17 protein-coding genes are annotated in these 20,125 nt (G+C 36.8%); 10 read left to right on the top strand and 7 right to left on the bottom strand.

What is annotated here, in order from left to right; all coding sequences use genetic code 11:
• The first annotated feature begins 5 nt into the window (after positions 1-5).
• The 6 genes from F981_RS12145 (at position 6) to F981_RS12120 (ending at position 5,056) form a co-directional block, all read left to right on the top strand.
• Positions 6-1,247, top strand: coding sequence for an alpha/beta hydrolase family protein (locus F981_RS12145; RefSeq protein ID WP_004721937.1), 1,242 nt, complete (start codon positions 6-8; stop codon positions 1,245-1,247).
• Positions 1,248-1,707: 460 nt separating this feature from the next.
• Entirely contained in the window at positions 1,708-2,952 is a 1,245-nt protein-coding gene (locus F981_RS12140; protein ID WP_004721935.1) for an alpha/beta hydrolase family protein, read from the top strand.
• A gap of 190 nt (positions 2,953-3,142) precedes the next feature.
• Complete coding sequence (locus tag F981_RS12135) at positions 3,143-3,460, top strand: hypothetical protein (RefSeq protein ID WP_004721933.1); 318 nt, start codon at positions 3,143-3,145, stop codon at positions 3,458-3,460.
• A gap of 215 nt (positions 3,461-3,675) precedes the next feature.
• Positions 3,676-4,086, top strand: a complete 411-nt coding sequence (locus tag F981_RS12130) for a hypothetical protein (RefSeq protein ID WP_004721930.1) — start codon at positions 3,676-3,678, stop codon at positions 4,084-4,086.
• 65 nt (positions 4,087-4,151) lie between these two features.
• Positions 4,152-4,589 carry a hypothetical protein gene (locus tag F981_RS12125; protein ID WP_004721929.1) on the top strand — a complete coding sequence of 146 codons (438 nt, stop codon included), beginning with the start codon at positions 4,152-4,154 and terminating at the stop codon, positions 4,587-4,589.
• 137 nt (positions 4,590-4,726) lie between these two features.
• The gene (locus F981_RS12120; RefSeq protein ID WP_004721926.1) at positions 4,727-5,056 is read left to right on the top strand and encodes a hypothetical protein; all 330 of its coding nucleotides are present in this window, start codon (positions 4,727-4,729) and stop codon (positions 5,054-5,056) included.
• A 158-nt stretch (positions 5,057-5,214) separates the two neighbouring features.
• Here F981_RS12120 and F981_RS12115 read toward each other — a convergent pair whose 3' ends face one another.
• The 3 genes from F981_RS12115 to F981_RS12105 form a co-directional block, all read right to left on the bottom strand.
• The gene (locus F981_RS12115) at positions 5,215-6,573 is read right to left on the bottom strand and encodes a nucleobase:cation symporter-2 family protein (protein WP_004721923.1); all 1,359 of its coding nucleotides are present in this window, start codon (positions 6,571-6,573) and stop codon (positions 5,215-5,217) included.
• Positions 6,574-6,908: 335 nt separating this feature from the next.
• Complete coding sequence (locus tag F981_RS12110) at positions 6,909-8,093, bottom strand: YbfB/YjiJ family MFS transporter (RefSeq protein WP_004721922.1); 1,185 nt, start codon at positions 8,091-8,093, stop codon at positions 6,909-6,911.
• Between the two features lie 255 nt (positions 8,094-8,348).
• Positions 8,349-8,924, bottom strand: coding sequence for a flavin reductase family protein (locus tag F981_RS12105; protein ID WP_004721919.1), 576 nt, complete (start codon positions 8,922-8,924; stop codon positions 8,349-8,351).
• A 196-nt stretch (positions 8,925-9,120) separates the two neighbouring features.
• On the opposite strand from F981_RS12105, the gene F981_RS12100 reads away from it, so the two are divergent.
• Entirely contained in the window at positions 9,121-10,512 is a 1,392-nt protein-coding gene (locus tag F981_RS12100; RefSeq protein ID WP_004721917.1) for an L-cystine transporter, read from the top strand.
• A 218-nt stretch (positions 10,513-10,730) separates the two neighbouring features.
• Here F981_RS12100 and F981_RS12095 read toward each other — a convergent pair whose 3' ends face one another.
• On the bottom strand, positions 10,731-11,060 hold the full coding sequence (locus tag F981_RS12095; protein WP_004721915.1) for a DUF8200 family protein: 330 nt from the start codon (positions 11,058-11,060) through the stop codon (positions 10,731-10,733).
• A 187-nt stretch (positions 11,061-11,247) separates the two neighbouring features.
• Here F981_RS12095 and F981_RS12090 point away from each other — a divergent pair, with 187 nt between their 5' ends.
• On the top strand, positions 11,248-12,078 hold the full coding sequence (locus tag F981_RS12090; RefSeq protein WP_004721912.1) for a PhzF family phenazine biosynthesis protein: 831 nt from the start codon (positions 11,248-11,250) through the stop codon (positions 12,076-12,078).
• Positions 12,079-12,228: 150 nt separating this feature from the next.
• Positions 12,229-15,003 (top strand): M16 family metallopeptidase, encoded by a 2,775-nt coding sequence (locus tag F981_RS12085; protein WP_004721909.1) that lies wholly within the window; start codon positions 12,229-12,231, stop codon positions 15,001-15,003.
• A gap of 173 nt (positions 15,004-15,176) precedes the next feature.
• Here F981_RS12085 and F981_RS12080 read toward each other — a convergent pair whose 3' ends face one another.
• Complete coding sequence (locus F981_RS12080; RefSeq protein WP_004721908.1) at positions 15,177-15,956, bottom strand: ferredoxin--NADP reductase; 780 nt, start codon at positions 15,954-15,956, stop codon at positions 15,177-15,179.
• A gap of 99 nt (positions 15,957-16,055) precedes the next feature.
• On the opposite strand from F981_RS12080, the gene tsaA reads away from it, so the two are divergent.
• Positions 16,056-16,784, top strand: coding sequence for a tRNA (N6-threonylcarbamoyladenosine(37)-N6)-methyltransferase TrmO (gene tsaA, locus F981_RS12075; RefSeq protein WP_004721905.1), 729 nt, complete (start codon positions 16,056-16,058; stop codon positions 16,782-16,784).
• Positions 16,785-16,875: 91 nt separating this feature from the next.
• On the opposite strand, the gene F981_RS12070 is transcribed toward tsaA, so the two are convergent.
• Complete coding sequence (locus tag F981_RS12070; RefSeq protein WP_004721904.1) at positions 16,876-18,345, bottom strand: CYTH and CHAD domain-containing protein; 1,470 nt, start codon at positions 18,343-18,345, stop codon at positions 16,876-16,878.
• Between the two features lie 196 nt (positions 18,346-18,541).
• Positions 18,542-20,002 carry a CYTH domain-containing protein gene (locus F981_RS12065; RefSeq protein WP_004721902.1) on the bottom strand — a complete coding sequence of 487 codons (1,461 nt, stop codon included), beginning with the start codon at positions 20,000-20,002 and terminating at the stop codon, positions 18,542-18,544.
• Positions 20,003-20,125: the final 123 nt, after the last annotated feature.

Here is a 20,125-nt window from a genome sequence, read left to right as displayed (position 1 = left end):
TTGTAATGAAAGCAATATTTAAACAAACCCTATTGGCAATGACCTGCGGTTCAGCATTATTCTTAGCTGCATGTAATGATGATGATAACAAGGATAACTGGGGTTCAAATAAAGATTATGTGTCTGAGAGTACCTATAATTTAGGTCGCATGCCTGAGGCTGAATCAATCAAAGTCATGACCTATAATATGCCCTATGTACTCGGTGGAACTAAGAAAGCTACAGCAATGGTTTTTGTTCCAAAAACCAAGAGACCTACTGATGGTTGGAAGGTAGTGGTTTGGGAGCATGGTACTGTAGGTGTGGGTGATAGTTGCGCACCGAGTAGAAATGAAATTAATGATCGATTTAAACCGATGGCAGAGAGTTTATTAAAAGAAGGTTATGTGATTCTCGCCCCTGATTATGAAGGCTTGGGGACACCGGGTATGCACCCGTATTTAAATCTAAAGAGTGAAGCAAATTCAGCAATTTATGCGGTGAAAGCATATAAAGAGCGTTATGGTAATCAAATCAATGGTCAGTGGATGTCGGTAGGACAATCTCAGGGCGGACAAGCGTCTTTAGGTACGGCAGAGTTTTCCAATACTGATTCCAACTATAAGGGTGCTGTGGCAGGCGCACCTGCCTCAAGTTTGGGGCAGATTATTGCTGATGTTGCACCGAAAGCGATTCAAAATATTCTCCTAGAAGAGCAAAAAGGGGAAAAACCAGTAGGCACTGCAGCTGGAGTTTATGCTACGTTATTGACCTATACATCTTTTGCCGTTGTTGGTGTGACCGCTTATGAGCCTAAGTTTAACTATCGAGATGTTTTTAAAGAGCGTTCAAAAAGTATTGTCGCATTAGCAGAAGGTTCAACGGGGGAGAACGGTTTATGCTTTGTTGATTTACAGAAAAAATTTGTCGATGATATTAATGACTATACCGCTAAGAATGCAGGTAAAACCGTTTTAGATTATCCAGGATTAATCGATAATTTCCAAGAGAATCCGACCTTGAAAAAATTCTTGGAAGATAATCAACCTGCAACGAAAAGAATTAATACACCTGTGATGATTATTCAGGGAACTGCTGATACCTCTGTGCCTTATACAGTCACAGATAAATTACAAAAAGACTTAAAAGCAATGGGAACAGATGTCACATTCTTAGCTGTGAAAGATGCAACTCATACTGGAGCGATTATAGCGAAGAATACTGAACTGGTTGAGTTTATTAAAAAACATATGCCAACTACGAAATAAGTGTTTTTAGAAAATCATCAAATCACTTGGTTTTATCTATAGTTAAAATTGTCAGTGACCTTTTATAAAAAGCAGAGTTTCCATCGAAGCTCTGCTTTTTTGTATTTATATATGTTCATTTATACACTTTTATAGAAGATTTGATTGGCTTTTGATCAAGGCTATTTATAAAGCATGATCGCTGTTTCTCTCAACTGGCATTCGAGAGCACATTTTTTTGAGCTATTTCTATGATCCATAATGATGTATTTCTGCGTAATCCGTGGGATGGTTTAATGACTGATGCTGGTGTTTCTATTGCATGAATTTGGTTTAAGTGAATTTAAATTAAAGATAAGCATTTGTATCTATATATTATTTTACTATTTGGTTAAAAGTATCCTAGCAAGATACATTTTTTTATGTTTAATTAGTAGCTTGAACACGGAGTTGTTCAAACAATAAAAACTGAGGAATTTGAATGAAAACATTATTTAAACGAACATTATTGGCAATGACCTGCGGTTCAGTATTATTTTTAACTGCATGTAATGATGACGATAATAACTGGAATAACTGGGGTTCAAATAAGAATTATGTATCTGAAAATACATATAATTCAGATGTAATCAATGAGGCTACATCAGTCAAAGTCATGACTTATAATATGCCGAATGTACTCGGTGAAACCAAAAAAGCCACAGCAATGGTTTTCATTCCCAAAACAACACGACCTACTGATGGTTGGAAAGTTGTGGTTTGGGAGCATGGTACAGTGGGTGTGGGTGATAGTTGTGCGCCAAGTCGAAATAAATTTAATCCGCGATTTAAAAATATGGCGCAAAGCCTGTTAAATGAGGGTTATGTGATTATTGCCCCAGACTATGAAGGCTTGGGTACACCGGGTATGCATCCGTATTTAAATTTAAAGAGTGAAGCAAATTCAGCGATTTATGCAGTGAAAGCATATAAAGAGCGCTATGGTAATCAGATCAATGGTCAATGGATGTCTGTCGGCCAATCGCAGGGTGGGCATGGTTCTTTAGGAACCGCTGAGCTTTCCAATAGTGATGCCAATTATAAAGGTGCTGTCGCAGGCGCACCTGCCTCAAGTTTGGGTTATATTATTTCTGTCGTTGCGCCACAAGCAATTCGAGATATCCTTCAAAAAGAACAAGCTGGAACAGCCCCAATAGGGACTGCTGTTGAAGTTTATGCTGAATTATTGGCATATGCTGCTTATACCACAGTTGGTGTGACTGCTTATGAACCTAAGTTTAATTATCGAGAAGTTTTCAAAGATCGTTCAAAAAATATTGCAGAATTTGCGGAAGGTTCAACGGGCGAAAATGGCTTATGTCTAGATGAATTGCATAATAAATTTGCTGATGATATCCGTGATTATATCGTTAGGAATGGCGGAAAAACTGTTTTAGACTATCCTGGATTGGTCGATAATTTCCAAGAAAATCCGACGGTAAAAAAATTCTTAGCTGAGAACCAACCTGCAACCAAAAAAATTAATAGTCCTGTGATGATTATTCAGGGAACTGCTGATATGGCAGTACCTTATCCTGTGACGGAAGGATTGCAACAACGTTTAAAAGATATGGGCACAGATGTAACGTTCTTGCCTGTGAAAGATGCGAGTCATACTCAAGCGATTGTTGAAAAGAATCCTGAATTGGTTGCCTTTATTAAAAAGCATATGCCAACCACAAAATAATGGTTTTAAGAGAAGCATGCAGTCATTTGCTTTTCTTGGCGGTTAAATAGAGCGTGGTAAGTAAAAAAGCAGAGCTTTTATTAAAGCTCTGCTTTTTATATAAATATGTAAAACTTAAATTAAAATAAATAAGGGAAAAACTCAATATACTTTTGACTAAGAATATAATTAAATAATGAGAGGTTTGGTTATGCAAATTGCTGTTGAAAATTTAATAAAACTTGGCGTATTTCCAAAGTCCGAAGATGCGGTGAAGGATCCAAAAAGTATTGAGTATATTGGTCATATTCAAGCATTAATTGATGGGATAAAGTTACCAGTAAGCAATGATGATGCGGTAGGCTTGTGTTCGGTATTAAGGAATGATGAGGATGATTACTTTGGTTTAACACAAAATTTATTACAAAAAATAGAAACAGCACCTGATTGGCCAATTAAGGAGCTATTTGTTAATAACAATAATTACTGGATGAATGTACTTAAGAGTAGAGCAAGATTTGTATGGTAAATAATGCAGGCAAACGTTTTTCTAGTCATTAGATGAGATGGCCTAAAATTAAGATTCTGGCGTTTATGTAAAATAAAAGCTAGATTATAGTAAAGTATAATGTATATTTTTTAAAGTTTACTTATGGAAAAGATTTATTATAAAAAGGTAGTATTTTTTAGATAAGATTATTGCCTATTTAAAAATTATTTGTTTATTTTAAATATGGTGAAAATATGAAGAAAATGAGTTATATCGTAGCTTTTTTTTCATTGTTAATGCTGTTTTTTATTTTTGATTTACAAGGTAATTTTCAAACATACTTGAAATACAAAAAGTATTTCAAAGCTTTGTATCTTGGTGAAGAAATAAATAATAAAAACATGGTCTTGCGAAACTGTTCTGATATATCAATTCAGGATGATTTACATAAAGCGTTTGAAAACATTCCAAAAGCTAATATTAGCTGTCTAAATAAATCCAAATTAATCTATATTGGCCCATATTATGGAGATCATGCAGTTGCTACATTTAGATGTTTTAATGATGATTTAGTTGTTGAGTATAGCTGGACTGATTTTCAGGAATCTTGTTCAATTATCGTTTCTAAGAAAAGCTGGAATATTCCTGAAAAAATGACAGTTTAACATCTTAATTCACCTTAATTTTTTAAAAAATATAAAATTAATCAATTTTATAAATAGGTGTCATAATGGGAATAAGGATTGGTGCTACATCCGTAACAGGAATAGAACCTTATTTTGAAAAACTTCATAAATTAAATCGTTATTTTGAAGATAAAAACTGGAAGGCTTTATCTAATAACTCCTATGGCGGGAATTTTGTTTTAGCTCTTTTCATGGTTATTAGAATTTATGAGGAGGTTGAAATAAATTTAGCCAGATTTAATCAAATGAAAAATTTAGAAAGATCAAAGGATATTGATGGTAATACTCAAACTACTTTAATTTTTAAAATTTTAATCAATCCTTTAGAGATAGAGAAACTTTCAATCAACCAATTAAGAGATCTCTATTGTTCCTTGTTTATTGAGCGTATAAACAATCCATTGTTTAGGGTACCTAAGACTGTAGATTATGATCAATTAAAATCTGACTTATTGGTATTAATTGAAGACCTTAAGAAGTAGATTTGAATTCTATTCCCCTGTAAAACCAAATGGAGCGGATTGGATGGAAGAGCCTTATAGTTTTCTCCGAACCCTAGAGTAAAAAATGTTGGCGATAAAGTTGCCGTTAGATGTATAGTCAAAAATAGGATGTTGATATGGCAGAATCATTTTGGCCAAGTGGAAATGATCAAACGATTATCTGTACTGATTTAGACATCAAAGAATTTTGTAAGCTGTGGGGAAGTCCATTTATTCAAGATTATGAAGATGGCTTAGGTTGGTTTGATTCTACATATATCTATGATTCTCAATTAATAAATACGCCTATCGTTTTTATTAAATATTTAGAATCACCTTATAGTTATACATTGGTCATGATTGATGAGCAGATAAAAGATGTAAGGGGATATGAAGATTTTATTATTAATAAATATTTAATTAATTCTTATATAGATCGTAGAAAATCGGCGTATAAGGATAATTAATATCTTTATATAATAGTCGTTTAAAATTAATTTAATAGACACAATAAAACGTGTAGTTGTCAGATAGAAATAGTGGTTATTTGCTAGATGCTTACCAATTTATCGAATTTAACAATCTAAAAAAGCAGAGCTTTTATTAAAGCTCTGCTTTTTTTATCTCAATGTATAGCCGTTTGTACATTTTTGACCGAAGATCCAACAGTTTTTTTACCAAATGAAAGGTGATTAAAGAAAATATTGAGTAATACTGCTGCTATACATGTCGCACTTATTCCTGAATGAAATAAAGTTTGGAATACTTTGGGAAATGCATGAAAGAAATCAGGGCTGATTAAAGGAATTAAGCCGACGCAGATCGACACAGCAACAATGATAAGATTGGATTGGGTTTGATAATCCACTTTAGATAATGTACGAATACCGCTTGCTGCAACGCTACCAAATAAAACAATACCTGCGCCACCTAAAACAGGCATCGGAATCGCAGCAATTAAGCGTCCGAAAATCGGTAATAAACCCAGTACAACTAAAATAGCACCACCTGTTGCTACGACAAAACGACTTTTAACACCTGAAATGGCAACCAGTCCTACGTTTTGAACAAAAGCACATTGCATAAATGAACCAAATAATGGCGCAATCGCAGAAGATAGCATGTCTGCTCTTAAACCATCTGCCAAACGATGACTATCCATTTTTGTATCAACAATTTCACCAATCGCTAAAAGGCTGGCTGTTGTTTCAGTAAGGATTACGATGGTCACAATACATATGGTTAAGATCGCGGACATTTCAAAGCTGGGTAGACCAAAAGCAAATAGATGTGGGAAAGCAAATAAATCACCATTGCCCACTTTTGAAAAGTCGGCAACACCAAGCAGGATGGTAAAAATTGCACCAACAATAATTGAAATGAGTACGCCTAGGCGCGCCATTGTAGCTGAACCAAAGCGACTCACCACAAGTAGTACACCGAGGGTAAAGGCTGCAATCCCTATATTTTCTAGGGAGCCCCATTCGGGTGCTTTAGGGTTACCGCCCATAATCCAGCGGATTGCAACAGGTAAAAGTGAAATTCCAATAATGGTAATAATTGAACCCGTCACAATCGGTGGAAAGAAACGTACTATTTTTGAGAAAAAGGGGGTAATCAATATCCCGAAAATAGAACTGACAATCACCGCACCGAAAATCGTTTGAATATTTCCCCCAGTTGTACCAATCGCGATCATGCTCGCGACAGCAGCAAATGAAGTGCCTTGTACAATTGGAAGTTTTGCACCAAACCACTTTAGTCCAAGCGTTTGTAGTAATGTTGCCAAACCACCCACAAGAATAGATGCTGTAATTAATAAGGCAATTTCAGCTGCATTTAGACCAATCGCCGTACCTACGACCAAAGGTGCTGCAATCAGACCACCATACATGGTGAGTACATGCTGTAAACCAAATGTCAGGTTCTTTCCCGCACTTAAAACTTCATCTTCAGGTTGAATTTTTTTAATTTCAGTATTCATCTTAAAACCTTTATGACTTTGCCATCCCTGCATTACAAAGAGCAATTTATATGCCAAATGGTCAATAACTGTGAGAAAAGTGCTTTAAGTGAAAGCTAAAACTTATGTGTTTGAGGTTGATATTTAAATTATTTCTTTGTGCAAAGCCGATTATTTTACGGTGGATAAAGCTTAGCGTGTTTAGATTGGCGCGATTCTAAAACGAAGCACTAGGCTTCTTTCATCTGTCCTTTTTTAAAGCATAGATTAAGATAAAGCACCCTCATCCTGATCTTTTTCGAAGGGGAGGAGAAGTTTTTAATAGCAATATGATTCACGCAACATGATCATTTATTTTAGCTTTTATGCAGTTGTGTTTGATGGGTTATAGAATAGATAAAAAATTGTGCTGTACCTACAGCGAGTACACCTGAGGCAAGTATAAATTGCTGATGATAGGAAACACCCCAATGTTGCAAGCTACTAAAACAGATTCCACCAACCAATTGAGTTACAGCAAAAGCTAATGTTGCTATGCTCCATAGTTTTTTATAGGCCACATGATAAAGATGTAAAATGGTATATGAAGTAAGGAAAACCACAGCAGGATTAAGCAAACCTGTAAAAAAGGATGAGGTATAGGTAAGGATTGGATGGGTTGAAAAAATCGCAATAAAGATCGCCAAGACATACAGGCTATATAATATTTTTAATGCGGTAAAATTTCCAAATTTTCGTGCCAGTAAGTAAGCACTGATTGCACCTAAGGCACTGCCTGAACCATACAAAATCCAATTCAAGTTAATTAGATATAGATTAAGATGTAGGGTGTTTTTAAGATAATCAATCCAAAACAATGAGTGGGGAACATAGGCAAAAGCGCTAGAAGCATAAACAATCAGCAAACTAAAATACATGCCATTGACTGTCCCCGTCTGATTGTTTGCTACGCTGATATGATCTAGATGATCTTTAAATAGATTGAGTAAATAAACGATGATCAAACAAATGACAGCAGAGAATGCAAATAAAATCATCCATGCAGATTGTGTGTTGATTCTGTCGAGATAAGGCAAAAACAGGGTTGCCAATAATACTCCGATGCCAATACCACTAAAGCCAATGAAGTTGATGGTTAAACGTTCTTCAGCTTTGCTGCAATGTGCAACGATACTGGGTGCTAGAATCATCAATAAGCCACCACTGATGCCAGAAATGACACGCCAAAAGACATACCAGCTTTCAGGAAGGCCTGAAAAAGCACAACTGAGTAAACTCACCGTTCCAGAAAATGCAGCCAAAATGATATATCGAGGCATGGTAAAGTTTTGAGGCAATTTCATTGCCCAAAATGCACCAATTAAATACCCCAACAAATTTGCACTGCTTAATATACTGGCAAAACTGGAGTCCCAATGATAAGCAAGACGGGTAGAGGGCAATAATGCAGTATAGGAAAATCGGAGAATGCCAATGCCTAAACACATACACAGACATAGAAAAATACTCAGCTGAATTTTATTCGATCCGATCCTGGTCATTGTGCAGATTATCCATTTTCCGTTAATTCACCTTAAGGTGAATTTAAAAAAATGACAATAAATAATCAGTATTTAGTTTGGGAATAATCAGGGCTTATTCACATAACCTAACCAGTTGGTAAAATCGGAGCTTGTTCTGCGATAGGTATGATTAATATCAAGGGCTCAGTCTGTTTAGATCATTGAACAATTATGAATTAAACGTGATTTAGAACAGATTGGCCCATCGACAAGCAAATTTCGTAAGGATTAAGCCTATAGATTGGCATCTACAGGGTCTCCGATCGTATAGTAATGTCCACCTGCAACATGATGTAGGCTTTTCCATTCAGCGCCAACTTCATGGTAATACCAGTGGCCATTGCGAAATACACGATCATCCGCATACGCAGCGACGACTTTGCCTATAAATAAATCATGGCTTTGTTGATTATGCGGTTCAGGAATCAGTTCACAGATCAACCATGCAGCGCAGCCTTCAACCGCAGGGAGCTGAAATCCCTCAAATTGGAAAAGTGGCGTATGGCAGTGTGAGAGTTTTTCAGGGTCATTAAACTGACTGATTGAGCCTAATTGTTGTACCAGTTTAAGTTGTTTGAGTGTCGGTACCTGTAGGATGAAATGCCCTGACTTTTCAACTAATTCACGAGTTTTTGTACTTTTGTCTAGAACCACACTCACTTTGGCAGGCACAAGTTCTAATGCACAAGCCCAAGCTGCTGCCATGACATTTTTTTCGTTTTTATACTGGGCTGAGACAAGCACGGTTGGACCGTGATTTAATAGGCGATAAGCCTTAGAAAGTTCAACAGTTTGGATGTGTGAATTCATGAGATGGCCTATATTCTGGGTGTTAGTCTTTATTTGTATAAGCTTATACAAAAAATTCATGAGTGCGCTAAAGTGATGTTTTTATTATTAATAGTGCATGTTGAGAAAACAACACTTAAATATCAAAAAATGCTAAAGACTATTGGATATTTCACAATAAGCTTATAATAAAACGATCAAAACTATTGGAACTCGAATGAACTATACGCTCATTTTGAATATTGTCATATTCATTGCCTTGATCATACTGCTGATGCAAACCAGAAAGACAGATTGGAGTCTGGCTAAAAAAGTGTTTGCCGGTTTATGTTTAGGTGTGGTATTTGGGCTAGGATTACATTGGGTTTATGGTACAAATTCTGAAATTTTAACCGAGTCTATTCAATGGTTTAATATCGTTGGAAATGGTTATGTTAAGCTTTTGCAAATGGTGGTGATGCCATTAGTGCTGGTCTCGATCCTGAGTGCTGTGATTAAGTTACATAATGCATCCTCATTAGGCAAGATTAGTATTTTTAGTATTGGTACATTATTAATCACCACGTTTATTGCCGCTTTGGTTGGCGTGTTTGTGGTCAATCTATTTGGATTAAGTGCGGCTGGTCTTGTACAGGGGACACAGGAAACAGCTCGTCTTGAAGCAATTCAATCTGAATATATTGGTAAAGTCACAGACTTAAATGTACCTGATTTTATTTTATCTTTTTTGCCGACAAATCCATTTGCTGAACTCACTGGGGCACATCCAACCTCAATCATTAGTGTGGTGATCTTTGCTACGATGCTCGGTTTGGCAGGGCTTAACCTGATCAGAGATGATGCCGAAAAAGGCCAACGTATCGTCACTGCAATTGATACTTTGCAAGCGTGGGTGATGAAGTTAGTTCGATTGGTGATGACACTTACACCTTATGGTGTATTTGCCTTGATTACGAAAGTCGTGGCAAGTTCTAAAGCCGCTGACATTGTTAATCTCGGTGGTTTCTTGGTTGCCTCTTATCTGGGTCTAGCTATCATGTTTGCAGTACATGCAATTGTATTGCTGCTGACAGGCGTTAATCCAATCCGATTCTTTAAAAAGGTTTTACCTGTATTAACCTTTGCTTTTACCAGCCGTTCGAGTGCGGCAAGTATTCCATTAAATATTGAAGCACAAACTCGCCGTTTGGGTGTGCCTGAGTCTATTGCCAGCTTTTCTGCTTCATTTGGTACAACGATTGGGCAAAATGGTTGTGCGGGTTTATATCCAGCAATGCTTGCGGTGATGGTTGCCCCAACAGTGGGGATTAATCCACTTGATCCGATCTGGATTTTAACTTTAGCTTGCGTGGTGACTTTAAGTTCAATTGGCGTTGCAGGTGTCGGTGGTGGTGCAACCTTTGCTGCACTGATTGTTTTACCGATTATGGGTTTACCTGTGACTTTGGTGGCTTTGCTGATTTCCATTGAACCTTTGATTGATATGGTGCGTACTGCGTTAAATGTTGATGGTTCGATGACTGCAGGTGTTGTGACCAGTCAATTGATGGGGCAGACAGATCAAAGCATTTTGCTTTCAGATGAGAGAGAAGAGTTAAAACATAGTTAACCTATTTTTCTATATTATTTAAATGCCATAAAAAACACCTAAATTACATTTAGGTGTTTTTTTTCAACTAAAGTTTATCAGTCAAACTCTGATTCATTAAATGCATATTAATTAAACGCTGATTCATTAAAACAAGGCAAAGTATTCACGACTATAAATAGCAGTTTATCACGATCACATTTCTGATAAATATGATGGCCTGCTGGCGCTAAAATGTTCTACTTTGCTGCTTGGTTGCACTCAGCCAATTCTTTTGAATTTTTTGTCCAAATTTTTCCAGCAGAATTTTTATAGAAGGTGATTTTCCCAATTCGGGAGACCAAACTTTGACATGAGTCTATTGAAAGTTGATTGCCCCAAGGACCAGACATCCGACATACAGTACCATCGCATTTCCAAACCACATTAGGGCCATTCTCTATCGGTACGGTAACTGTCCCTTTATGTGTGCTTCCAGCAATCCAAATGGTATCGGCTGCAAAAGTCAGTGGAGAACATAGGATTAGGCTACTTATAACGACGCTTCGGAGTTTTATGCTTATTTTCATCGTGCTTATTCCATAATTATTGATCTAGGAAAGGTTATAAACTTCAAATGAATCTATAAAACAGGTGTATTTTGAATGGTCAATACGATCAAGCTAGAGTTTTAACTGTAACCATTTTAAAACATAGACTGTATCTGTAATCATTTTTAGTATCACTTAGAATAGATTAAAATGAGGAGTTTTGACAATGAAAATGTACCAAGTTGATGCTTTTACACAACAATTGTTTAAGGGCAATCCTGCTGCTGTATTGGTCTTAGATGACTGGCTGGATGATGCTTTGATGCAAAATATTGCCTTAGAAAATAATTTGGCAGAAACTGCTTTTGTAAAACGCATTGATGATGAAAATTATCAAATTCGCTGGTTTACCCCACAGGTTGAAGTCGATTTTTGTGGACATGCAACCTTAGCTTCAGCTTTTGTTTTATTTAAAGACTATAGCCAAGCGAAGACGATTCATTTTCATGTTAAAGATTTGGGTATTTTTATCATCCAGCAAGCTGAGGATGGAAAGATCCAGATGAATTTCCCGATTCGCCAGCCACAAAGAGTGATCGATTATCCTGAGTTATTGAATCATGTCATTGATCAGCCTTTTAAAGAAGTCTACCTCAATGCGCAAGCTTATATTCTAGTTTGTGAATCTGCACAAGACGTGATAAATGCAACACCAAACTTACCCAATATCCGAAAAATTGCAGAACAATATCATGTGAGTACCGCATTAACTGCGGAGTCTGCAGGCTATAATGTGACCATTACCGCAGCTTCAAACGATTATGATTATGTGGCTCGCTATTTTGCCCCGCATAAAGGGATAGATGAAGATCCTGTAACAGGTTCAATGCATACTGGTTTAGCGCCTTTATGGGCTGAAAAGCTGGGTAAAACACAACTTATCGGTTATCAAGCATCAGCGCGCGGTGGAAAATTGTTTTGTGATATTCAGGACAGTCAACGTATCGAAATTTCAGGCTATGCACAGTTATTTATGCAAGCTGAGATTTTTATTTAAATTGATTTTAAGCTAGACATGTTCAAATCATTACAAAAGCCGTTGAAATAAACGGCTCTTTTTTCAAAACTTTACTATAAATTTTGTTCAGAATTTCTTAAGATGTTTAGCTTATAACTGTTTAAAATTTAAAAAATTCTGGATTCTCCTATGCTCATGCAGTTGAAAAAACTCACCTTGTCGCTTTGTATTCTTGGTTTTAGTGCGTCTAGTTTTGCTCAAGCCATCCTTGTTAAATCTGAACATAATATCGAAGAATATAAGCTAGAGAATGGCTTTAGAGTTTTACTTGCACCGAATGATAAAGAAAGTAAAGTCTTTATGAATATGGTTTATTTGACTGGTTCATTAAATGATCCACAAGGCAAAGGTGGTCTTGCACATTTACTTGAACATTTAGCGTTTAAAGGCACACAAGATGTAAAAGGCGAAGAATTTCAACGCCGTTTAGATCAATATACGTTAATGACCAATGCCAGTACCGATTATTATTCGACTAAATATACCAATATTGTACGTCCAGACCAAAATACCTTAAATGAAGTGATTTATTTAGAGTCACAACGTATGGACAAATTGGTGCTTCAAGAACAATTCGTTCCTTCAGAAATCAATATTGTGATGCGTGAACGCGAAGTGCGTATGGATCAGCCTTTTGCTGTGCTGATGGATCAAATGTGGAAAGCAGCCTACGGCAATAAGTCATTAGGTCGTTTACCGATCGGTGATCTTGCTGAACTACAGTCAATTAAAATGAATGAATTGAACAAATTCTATAAAGACTGGTATGCACCGAATAATGCGGTGATGGTGATTGCAGGTAAATTTGATAAAGCAGAAGTTTTAAAAGCGATTGATAAAAACTTTAGTGCGATTGCTGCACGTAAGATTCCTCAACAAGCAACAGTGCCTTTACTTGATTCTTCAACTATAAAAAATCGTAATTTTGTGGTGAAAAAGGGCAGTGATCTTGCCAAATTCAATATTTATATGAATGGTAGGAATGAAAAAATTCAGCCAGTATTAGCACTTGCACCATATTTATATACCTTACAACCGAGTGGTCATCTATATTCAAGTATGGTTGAAACTGGCGTCGCGACCAATGTCCAGTCGACAACATGGCTAGATGATGATTTTAACTTGGTGTTTATGGGGGCGATTTATGCGCCAAACCATGATGCTCAAAAAATTGACAGTGCGCTGATTGCCGGTGTAGAGAAAAATAAAAGTTTTGATGATGTTGAATTAAAACGGGTTAAAAATCTGATTCAGAATGCCAATGAAAGTTTATTGACCAGTGCTGCTGCTGTCGGTGGTATGTTGAGTGATTATGTGGTGTCATCGCATGGCAATTGGGCACAATATTTTAAAGATCAACAGGCCATTCAAAAGTTAAGCGTAGCTGAAACTAATGCAACTTTAAAAGCATTTTTAACTGAGCAGCACCGTTTTAATGGTGATATTCAACCGACACCTGAAGATCAGAAAAAGGCCTTGGAGCAAAAGCAAGCTGCTGAAAAACCAAAAACTTTAGATCAACAAGCTGCTGCTGTAGAACCGTTAAAAGATGTCAGTGTTTATCAAGCTGAAGTTGCTCAATATGTTGAAAAATCGAAACAGTATTTAACTGCGACAGAGAAAAAGATTCAACGTGGCACTTTAAAAAATGGGATGAAGTATGCTTTATTCCCAACCTCGACACGTGATGATAAAACCTATGCAACCATTGAAGTCAACTTTGGTACAGCTGAATCTTTAATGAATAAGGCACAAATCCTCGATTTTACGGCTTATTTATTATTACGTGCTTCAGAGCAATATAGCTTACAGAACATTGCAGATAAAACCATTGAAGCAAGTGGTGGAGCAACTGCGACTGCATCGGATAACGGGATTACTATTCAAATTTCAGCGAAAAAAGAAAAATTTGAAGAGTTCTTTAAATATATCGTGTCGGTGATGAAGAGCCCTAAATTTGAACAATCGCAATTTGATTTAATTAAATTACAAAGTTTATCTAGTTTGGATCGACCATATACTGAGCCTGAAACAGTATCCTCTTTAACCATTGCACGCTTACTTGAAACCTATCAGCCGGGTGATTTACGTTATCATTTTGAACCAGAACTGGCGAAAAAACAGATTCAAGCAGCAACCAACCAACAAGTTGTCGATTTATATAAAACATACTTTGCAATGGATCATGCCTTTATTTCTATCACTGGGCAGTATGATGCAAAACCAATCAAGAAGTTACTTGAGCAACAATTTGGCAATTGGTCAGCTAAACAACCTTATCAGCGTCTATCAACAGAATTTACCACTTATAAAGCGCAGAATGTGCATGCCCTTTCAGAACAACGTGAGTTTGGTAGTTATCAAGCTTTGCAGACCTTGCCTGTAGGTGTGGACAATAAAGATGCCGCAGCATTGATTGTCTTTAGCTATATTTTGGGTGACTCGCAATTGTCTTCACGTTTAGGACAAGAGCTTCGTGAAAAAAATGCGTTGGTTTATGGTTTTGGTAGTCAATTAAACTTGGATTCTTTTAATGAAGCGGGTGCATTGTCGATCGAAGCCAATTACACAGCAGGGAAATCTGCTGAAGTATCGCAAGTGGTGCGTAAAGTGCTGAATGACTTACTCGCGACAGGAGTAACCAGTCAGGAGCTGGAAGCGGCTAAAGCCAATATCATGAAGCAACGTGTGACGTCTTTAGAAGATGAGCGCGTAATTCATCGTATGTTAAACAGCCAGCTTGAACGCAATAAGAAAATGGATAGTCGTGCTTTAAGAGATCAAGAGTTTGCTCAACTGACCAAAACTGATGTGGATGCTGTGATTAAGAAGTATATTAAACCTGATCAATTGGTTGAAGTGATGGCTGACCAATATGGTCAAGCTCAGAAAAATGTAAATTGATGATTTAAATTATTGAATCACTCAAGGAAAGCCATACATTTGTATGGCTTTTTTTATAACGATACAAGATCAATAAAAATGAGATATCAAGCTGTACTAATTTATATTCATTAAACGTAAAAAACCGAGGTATTCAACCTCGGTTTTCAATTTAACGCTGCTTGAAAAATAAATTATTTTTCAACAAAAGCGCGTTCAATCACGTAGTCGCCTAAAACACCCATTTTAGGGGATTCTTTCAGACCGTGTTGGTCAAGCAGCTCGACAACATCGTCAAGGAATGCTGGGCTACCACAAAGCATTGCACGGTCAGTTTCTGGGTTAAAACGTGGTAAGCCAATTTTTTCAAATAAGGCACCAGATTCAATCGCAGTGGTTACACGACCTTGGGTATGGAAATCTTCACGGGTTACAGTAGGGTAGTAAACCAATTTGTCTTTAATACCCAGCTCTTCAAAAAACTCGTTGTTTGGAAGTTCGTTGAGAATCAGGTCTTGGTAAGCCAATTCAGAAATAAAGCGTGTACCATGTACCACGATAACTTTCTCAAAACGCTCATAGGTTTCTGGATCGCGAATCGTTGATAAGAATGGTGCTAGCCCTGTACCCGATGAAAGAAGGTATAAGTTTTTACCCGGATTCAAATCATCAAGCACTAAAGTACCTGTAGGTTTTTTAGAAATTAGAATTTCATCACCAACTTTTACTTTTTGCAAAATAGAAGTTAAAGGACCATCAGGCACTTTAATTGAGAAAAACTCTAATTCTTCTTCGTAGTTAGCGCTTGCAATAGAATATGCTCGCATTAAAGGCTTACCATTGACTTCAAGACCAATCATCACAAATTGACCATTTTTAAAACGTAATGCAGTATCACGTGTGGTCTTAAAACTGAATAGAGTGTCATTCCAGTGGTGTACGTGAGTAATCTTTTCGACGTTGAAAGCAGCCATTAAAGGTCTCAATAAATTATCAAATTAGAACAGCCTGCTATTCTAATCTAAAATCATTCTCGATAAACTGAATATATTTAATTGAACTTATCAGAAAAAATGATTATGACTGAGTTAAGTCTCCCGATTATTGGGATTATGCGTTCTCCTTATGTTGAAAAATTTGGTATTCCTCGACAACCAAATCTGGTTCAGGTGGAGTCTTTTATCGAAATGCATGCACCCTATAATGTCTTGGAAGCATTTGAAGGAATCGAAGAATTTAGTCATTTATGGTTGATCTGGCAGTTTCATGACAATAAAAATCAACAAGATAAAGATAAGTTCCGACCTCAAGTGAGGCCACCGCGTTTAGGTGGAAATAAAAAAATCGGTGTATTTGCAACACGCAGTATGTATCGCCCAGCACCGATCGGTTTATCTGTAGTACAACTTAAAGCCGTCAAAAAAGAGGGGAATGCAGTTCGTGTATATGTGACAGGCAGTGACCTTTTAGATGGTACGCCGATTGTCGATATTAAACCTTATATTCATTATTCTGATGCTGTGGATGCGGCGCAAAGTGGTTATGCCCAGTATGAGCCTGTTCGTAAACAGGTTATTTGGTCTGAGCATGCACAGCAATTAAAAAGTAAATTTCTTCAAACAGCTGACATGGACCCAAAATATATCGCTGAACTTGAGTCGGTACTGGCTTTAGATCCTCGACCAGCTTATCAGCATGATGATGCACGTATTTATGGGATGCGTTTTGGGCAATTTAATATTAAATTTAGCTGTGCTGAAGAAGCGATCCTGATTCAGGGCATTGAGTCGTTCAGTCATTGAAAACGTGATTCCATATCCTGCTTAAAACTTATAAGCTTTTGTCTGCTGTGATCGGAGCATCTCGGTTTAAAGAGCAGGATTGTAGCTATAATTACTCTAAAACTGCTGTCTTGGCAAACAGCAGCAAATCTTGTTGTGATTTCAACAAAAGCCGTTGCTGTTCTGCGGCAATCCAGCCCAAAGCAAACCAGACTTGGGGTTCTGTTTTGACCAATTTTTTTAACACATCTTCAGCAACAATTAGGTCATTGTAGAGCCCTAAACTTTCTTGAGCAGGTTTAATGGCTTTTAAATAGTTTTTGACTTGGCTTTTATCCGATAATGATGCAACAAACTCAATACTATAACGCAAACGCTTTAAGTTTTTACGAGTACGGTGCCGTGCTTCGATGTCTAAATTTAAATAGTTTTCTGCATCAGTTTGAATTTTGCGATGTAGTTGTCTAACTTTTTTAAATGCTGCTTTATGTACAGCTATTTGAGATTTTTCACTTGATTCTTGGGCAATAAATTGAATCAGGGATAGGACTAAATAATTAAAATTAAAAGATCTAAACAGTTTAGTTAATTTTTGCGAATCGACATCTTGTGGTTCTGGAAGTTTAAACTTAGGCGCACCAGCAGCTTCAAGCTGAGGTAATAACTCCTCTCGAATCATATCTAAATCACGAGCCGAACCGAGTTGTCTAAATAGTTCGGTTAACTGTGTTTGCCAAGTGGGATCGATATGCAAAGACCAATTTGAAAAGGTTTTTAAAGCACTTCTTAAGCGACGAATTGCCACACGTGCCTGATGAATATGTTTGGAATTAAAGTTTCCAGATGCAATTGCTGTAGTGTTGGGGAGTAGATGCGATAAGCAATTATTCACGATCTTTTTTAATGCATTCTCAGGATGATCCTTTGAATCAAGAACAAGTGGCGTTTGCAACTGTACGGGATTGTCTGGAGTATTTTGTGCAAGCTGAAAACCTTGCTGTGCTTTGCTACGGGTATCAAGCCATAAGTTATAGCGTTTCATCCGAGGTAAGATAAAAGAAATAAGATCTTGAACAGTACCTTGTTTCAGTTCAAATTCTAATTCACGTAATGCGAGACGCTGTTGATGGGCGATGATATGACCATGATCATAACTGACTTCAATTTCACTATTTTGAAATTTAAATAAGCTGAGCTTTCTTTCGATGTCTGTTTGAAACTGAACTTCTAATCCGTCTTTATGTTGCTCTAATAAGTGTTTAATATTTTTAGCAATATGCTTATTGCTGAGATAATTTTTTAGATCTAATCCTGTTTCCACGTTTCCGATATTTTCCTCAAATTCTGCACGTTTGAGTCTTTGTTCTGTTGGAAGTTTGAGGGTTTGTACCCATTGCTGATTTTCTTGATCATCTTCAAGGCGTTGACGAAGCGAAATGGAATGCTCAGACAAAATAAATTGTGCCGTATCATAGTATTTGGCTTGTAAGTGCTGAATATTGGTATCTTTTCTTTGAAACGCTTTAATGAGCATTTCTTGCTTTTCTTCAGGTATTTGGAATTTCAATTCAATTTCAAACATGCTTATCGTTCCTTTTTTATTACTTATTCTCTCGATTTTAATCCGATAAATTGTTTTTTTTGAGTTTTTAATGAATGATTACAAATTCGCAACGTGAATACTCATGCGACTACAAATATTCAAATTTATGCAGTATTTAAAGAGATGATTTTATTCAATAATTTAATCAATAAAACCATCTCTTCTTGCTGCTGATTTATTTTAAAAACTTACGGCTGACCAAGAACTGTTCCGTCGCATCAAGCAGTTTTTCCGCATAAGCTTCTTGTTTTGCAGTAAGCCAGCCTAAGGCAAACCAATCACTGGCTTCAAGGTCGGTTTGTTGTAGGTAAGAAGATGATGAGGCAAGCACTTGGTATTGCTCACATGCTTGTTGAGCATCATTTAAAGATTTTGCATATTTCTGCAAGTTTTTAACATCATAGATATTGGTTAGGATCGGAAAGCTAAATTTTAATTCATTTAAATGCTGAGCCAGCGCTTCTAAACTTTCAAGGTCAGATAGATCGGCTTCATTTAAACTTTCTTGTAGTTGTCGATACTGATTTTGCAATGTATTTTGCGCAAACCATTTTAAGTCATGGGTTGGCGCTTTCGCAGACTGTCCTAAACTGAACATGAGTAATTCTAAATAGTGCTGCACATTTTGAGTCGATTTGACCAAATTGATGAGTTTTTCATTGGCATACAAAATATCCCGATCTAAACTTTGCGCTGTTTTCGGATTTTGCAGTAAAGCACCTAATGTACGTTGCATATGTTCAAAATGCTGTAAGTTTTTAAAGTGACTCTCAAACGCTGAAAGTTGATGTGACCATTTATCCGTTTTGGTATCTGTCCAATCTTTAAACAGAGAAAGACTTAAATGTAAATGGTGTAGGGCAGTTTGTGCTTGAATAATATGTTCAGGCTGGGCAACCTGTGCAGAAATCGCGGCAATATTTGGCAATAAATGTTGTAATTGACTGGCAATAAGCACACGTAAATTTTTATCTGCAGAGTCTTTTTTATTTAAAATGGTTTCTTTGCTGAGCTGTGCTGGACTGACTTTTTGATCCACAGTCAATAAGTGTCCAAACTCAGCTTTGCTACGTACATCGAGCCACAAATGATACTTTTTAACCCACTCAAAACTAAAGGCTAAAAGTGATTGAATTGAGCCACTTTTTAACTCAAATTCTACTTCATGAATTTCTTGTTTGGATGTTTCAGTTCTGACTTCACCAATATCGAGGCTGATTTCAATTTCAGCATCTTCAAACTGAATCACACGGATGGTACGTTGGATGTCAGTTTCAAATTGTAATTGAAGTTCGTCAAATTTATCCCCCAATGCATTTTTTAACACAGCAAGTGCTTCAGGTTTATTCTGGTAAATATCAAGATCTAAATGTGGGGCTTCAGCAAGTTCACCTAAATCAATATTGTCTTCAAAGCGTTGTAAATGGCTTTTTGTGGCGGCTTTTAATGTTTGTACCCAACGCGTTCCTTCTAAGCGTTGACGTAGTGCAGCGCCGTGTTGGGACATCTGACGATCAGGTGTGTCGTAGTATTTTGCTTGTAATTGAATAATTTGGGATTTTTTAGGATCTAATGCTTTGAGGAGTGCATTGCGGCGGGCTTCCGGAATTTGAAACTTTAATTCAACTTCAAGCATGTGAGGGTCCTAAGTGTTAATCATGGTTATTAGAGAGTTAAACATTCTTGAATGTTTAATCTGGCATTGTAACTTAAAATGTGTCATCAGAAGACTTGTATAGCATGCCATTTGAGTATTTTT

Source organism: Acinetobacter guillouiae CIP 63.46, assembly GCF_000368145.1.
Classification (GTDB): domain Bacteria; phylum Pseudomonadota; class Gammaproteobacteria; order Pseudomonadales; family Moraxellaceae; genus Acinetobacter; species Acinetobacter guillouiae.
This window is presented reverse-complemented; position numbering and strand designations above follow the sequence as displayed.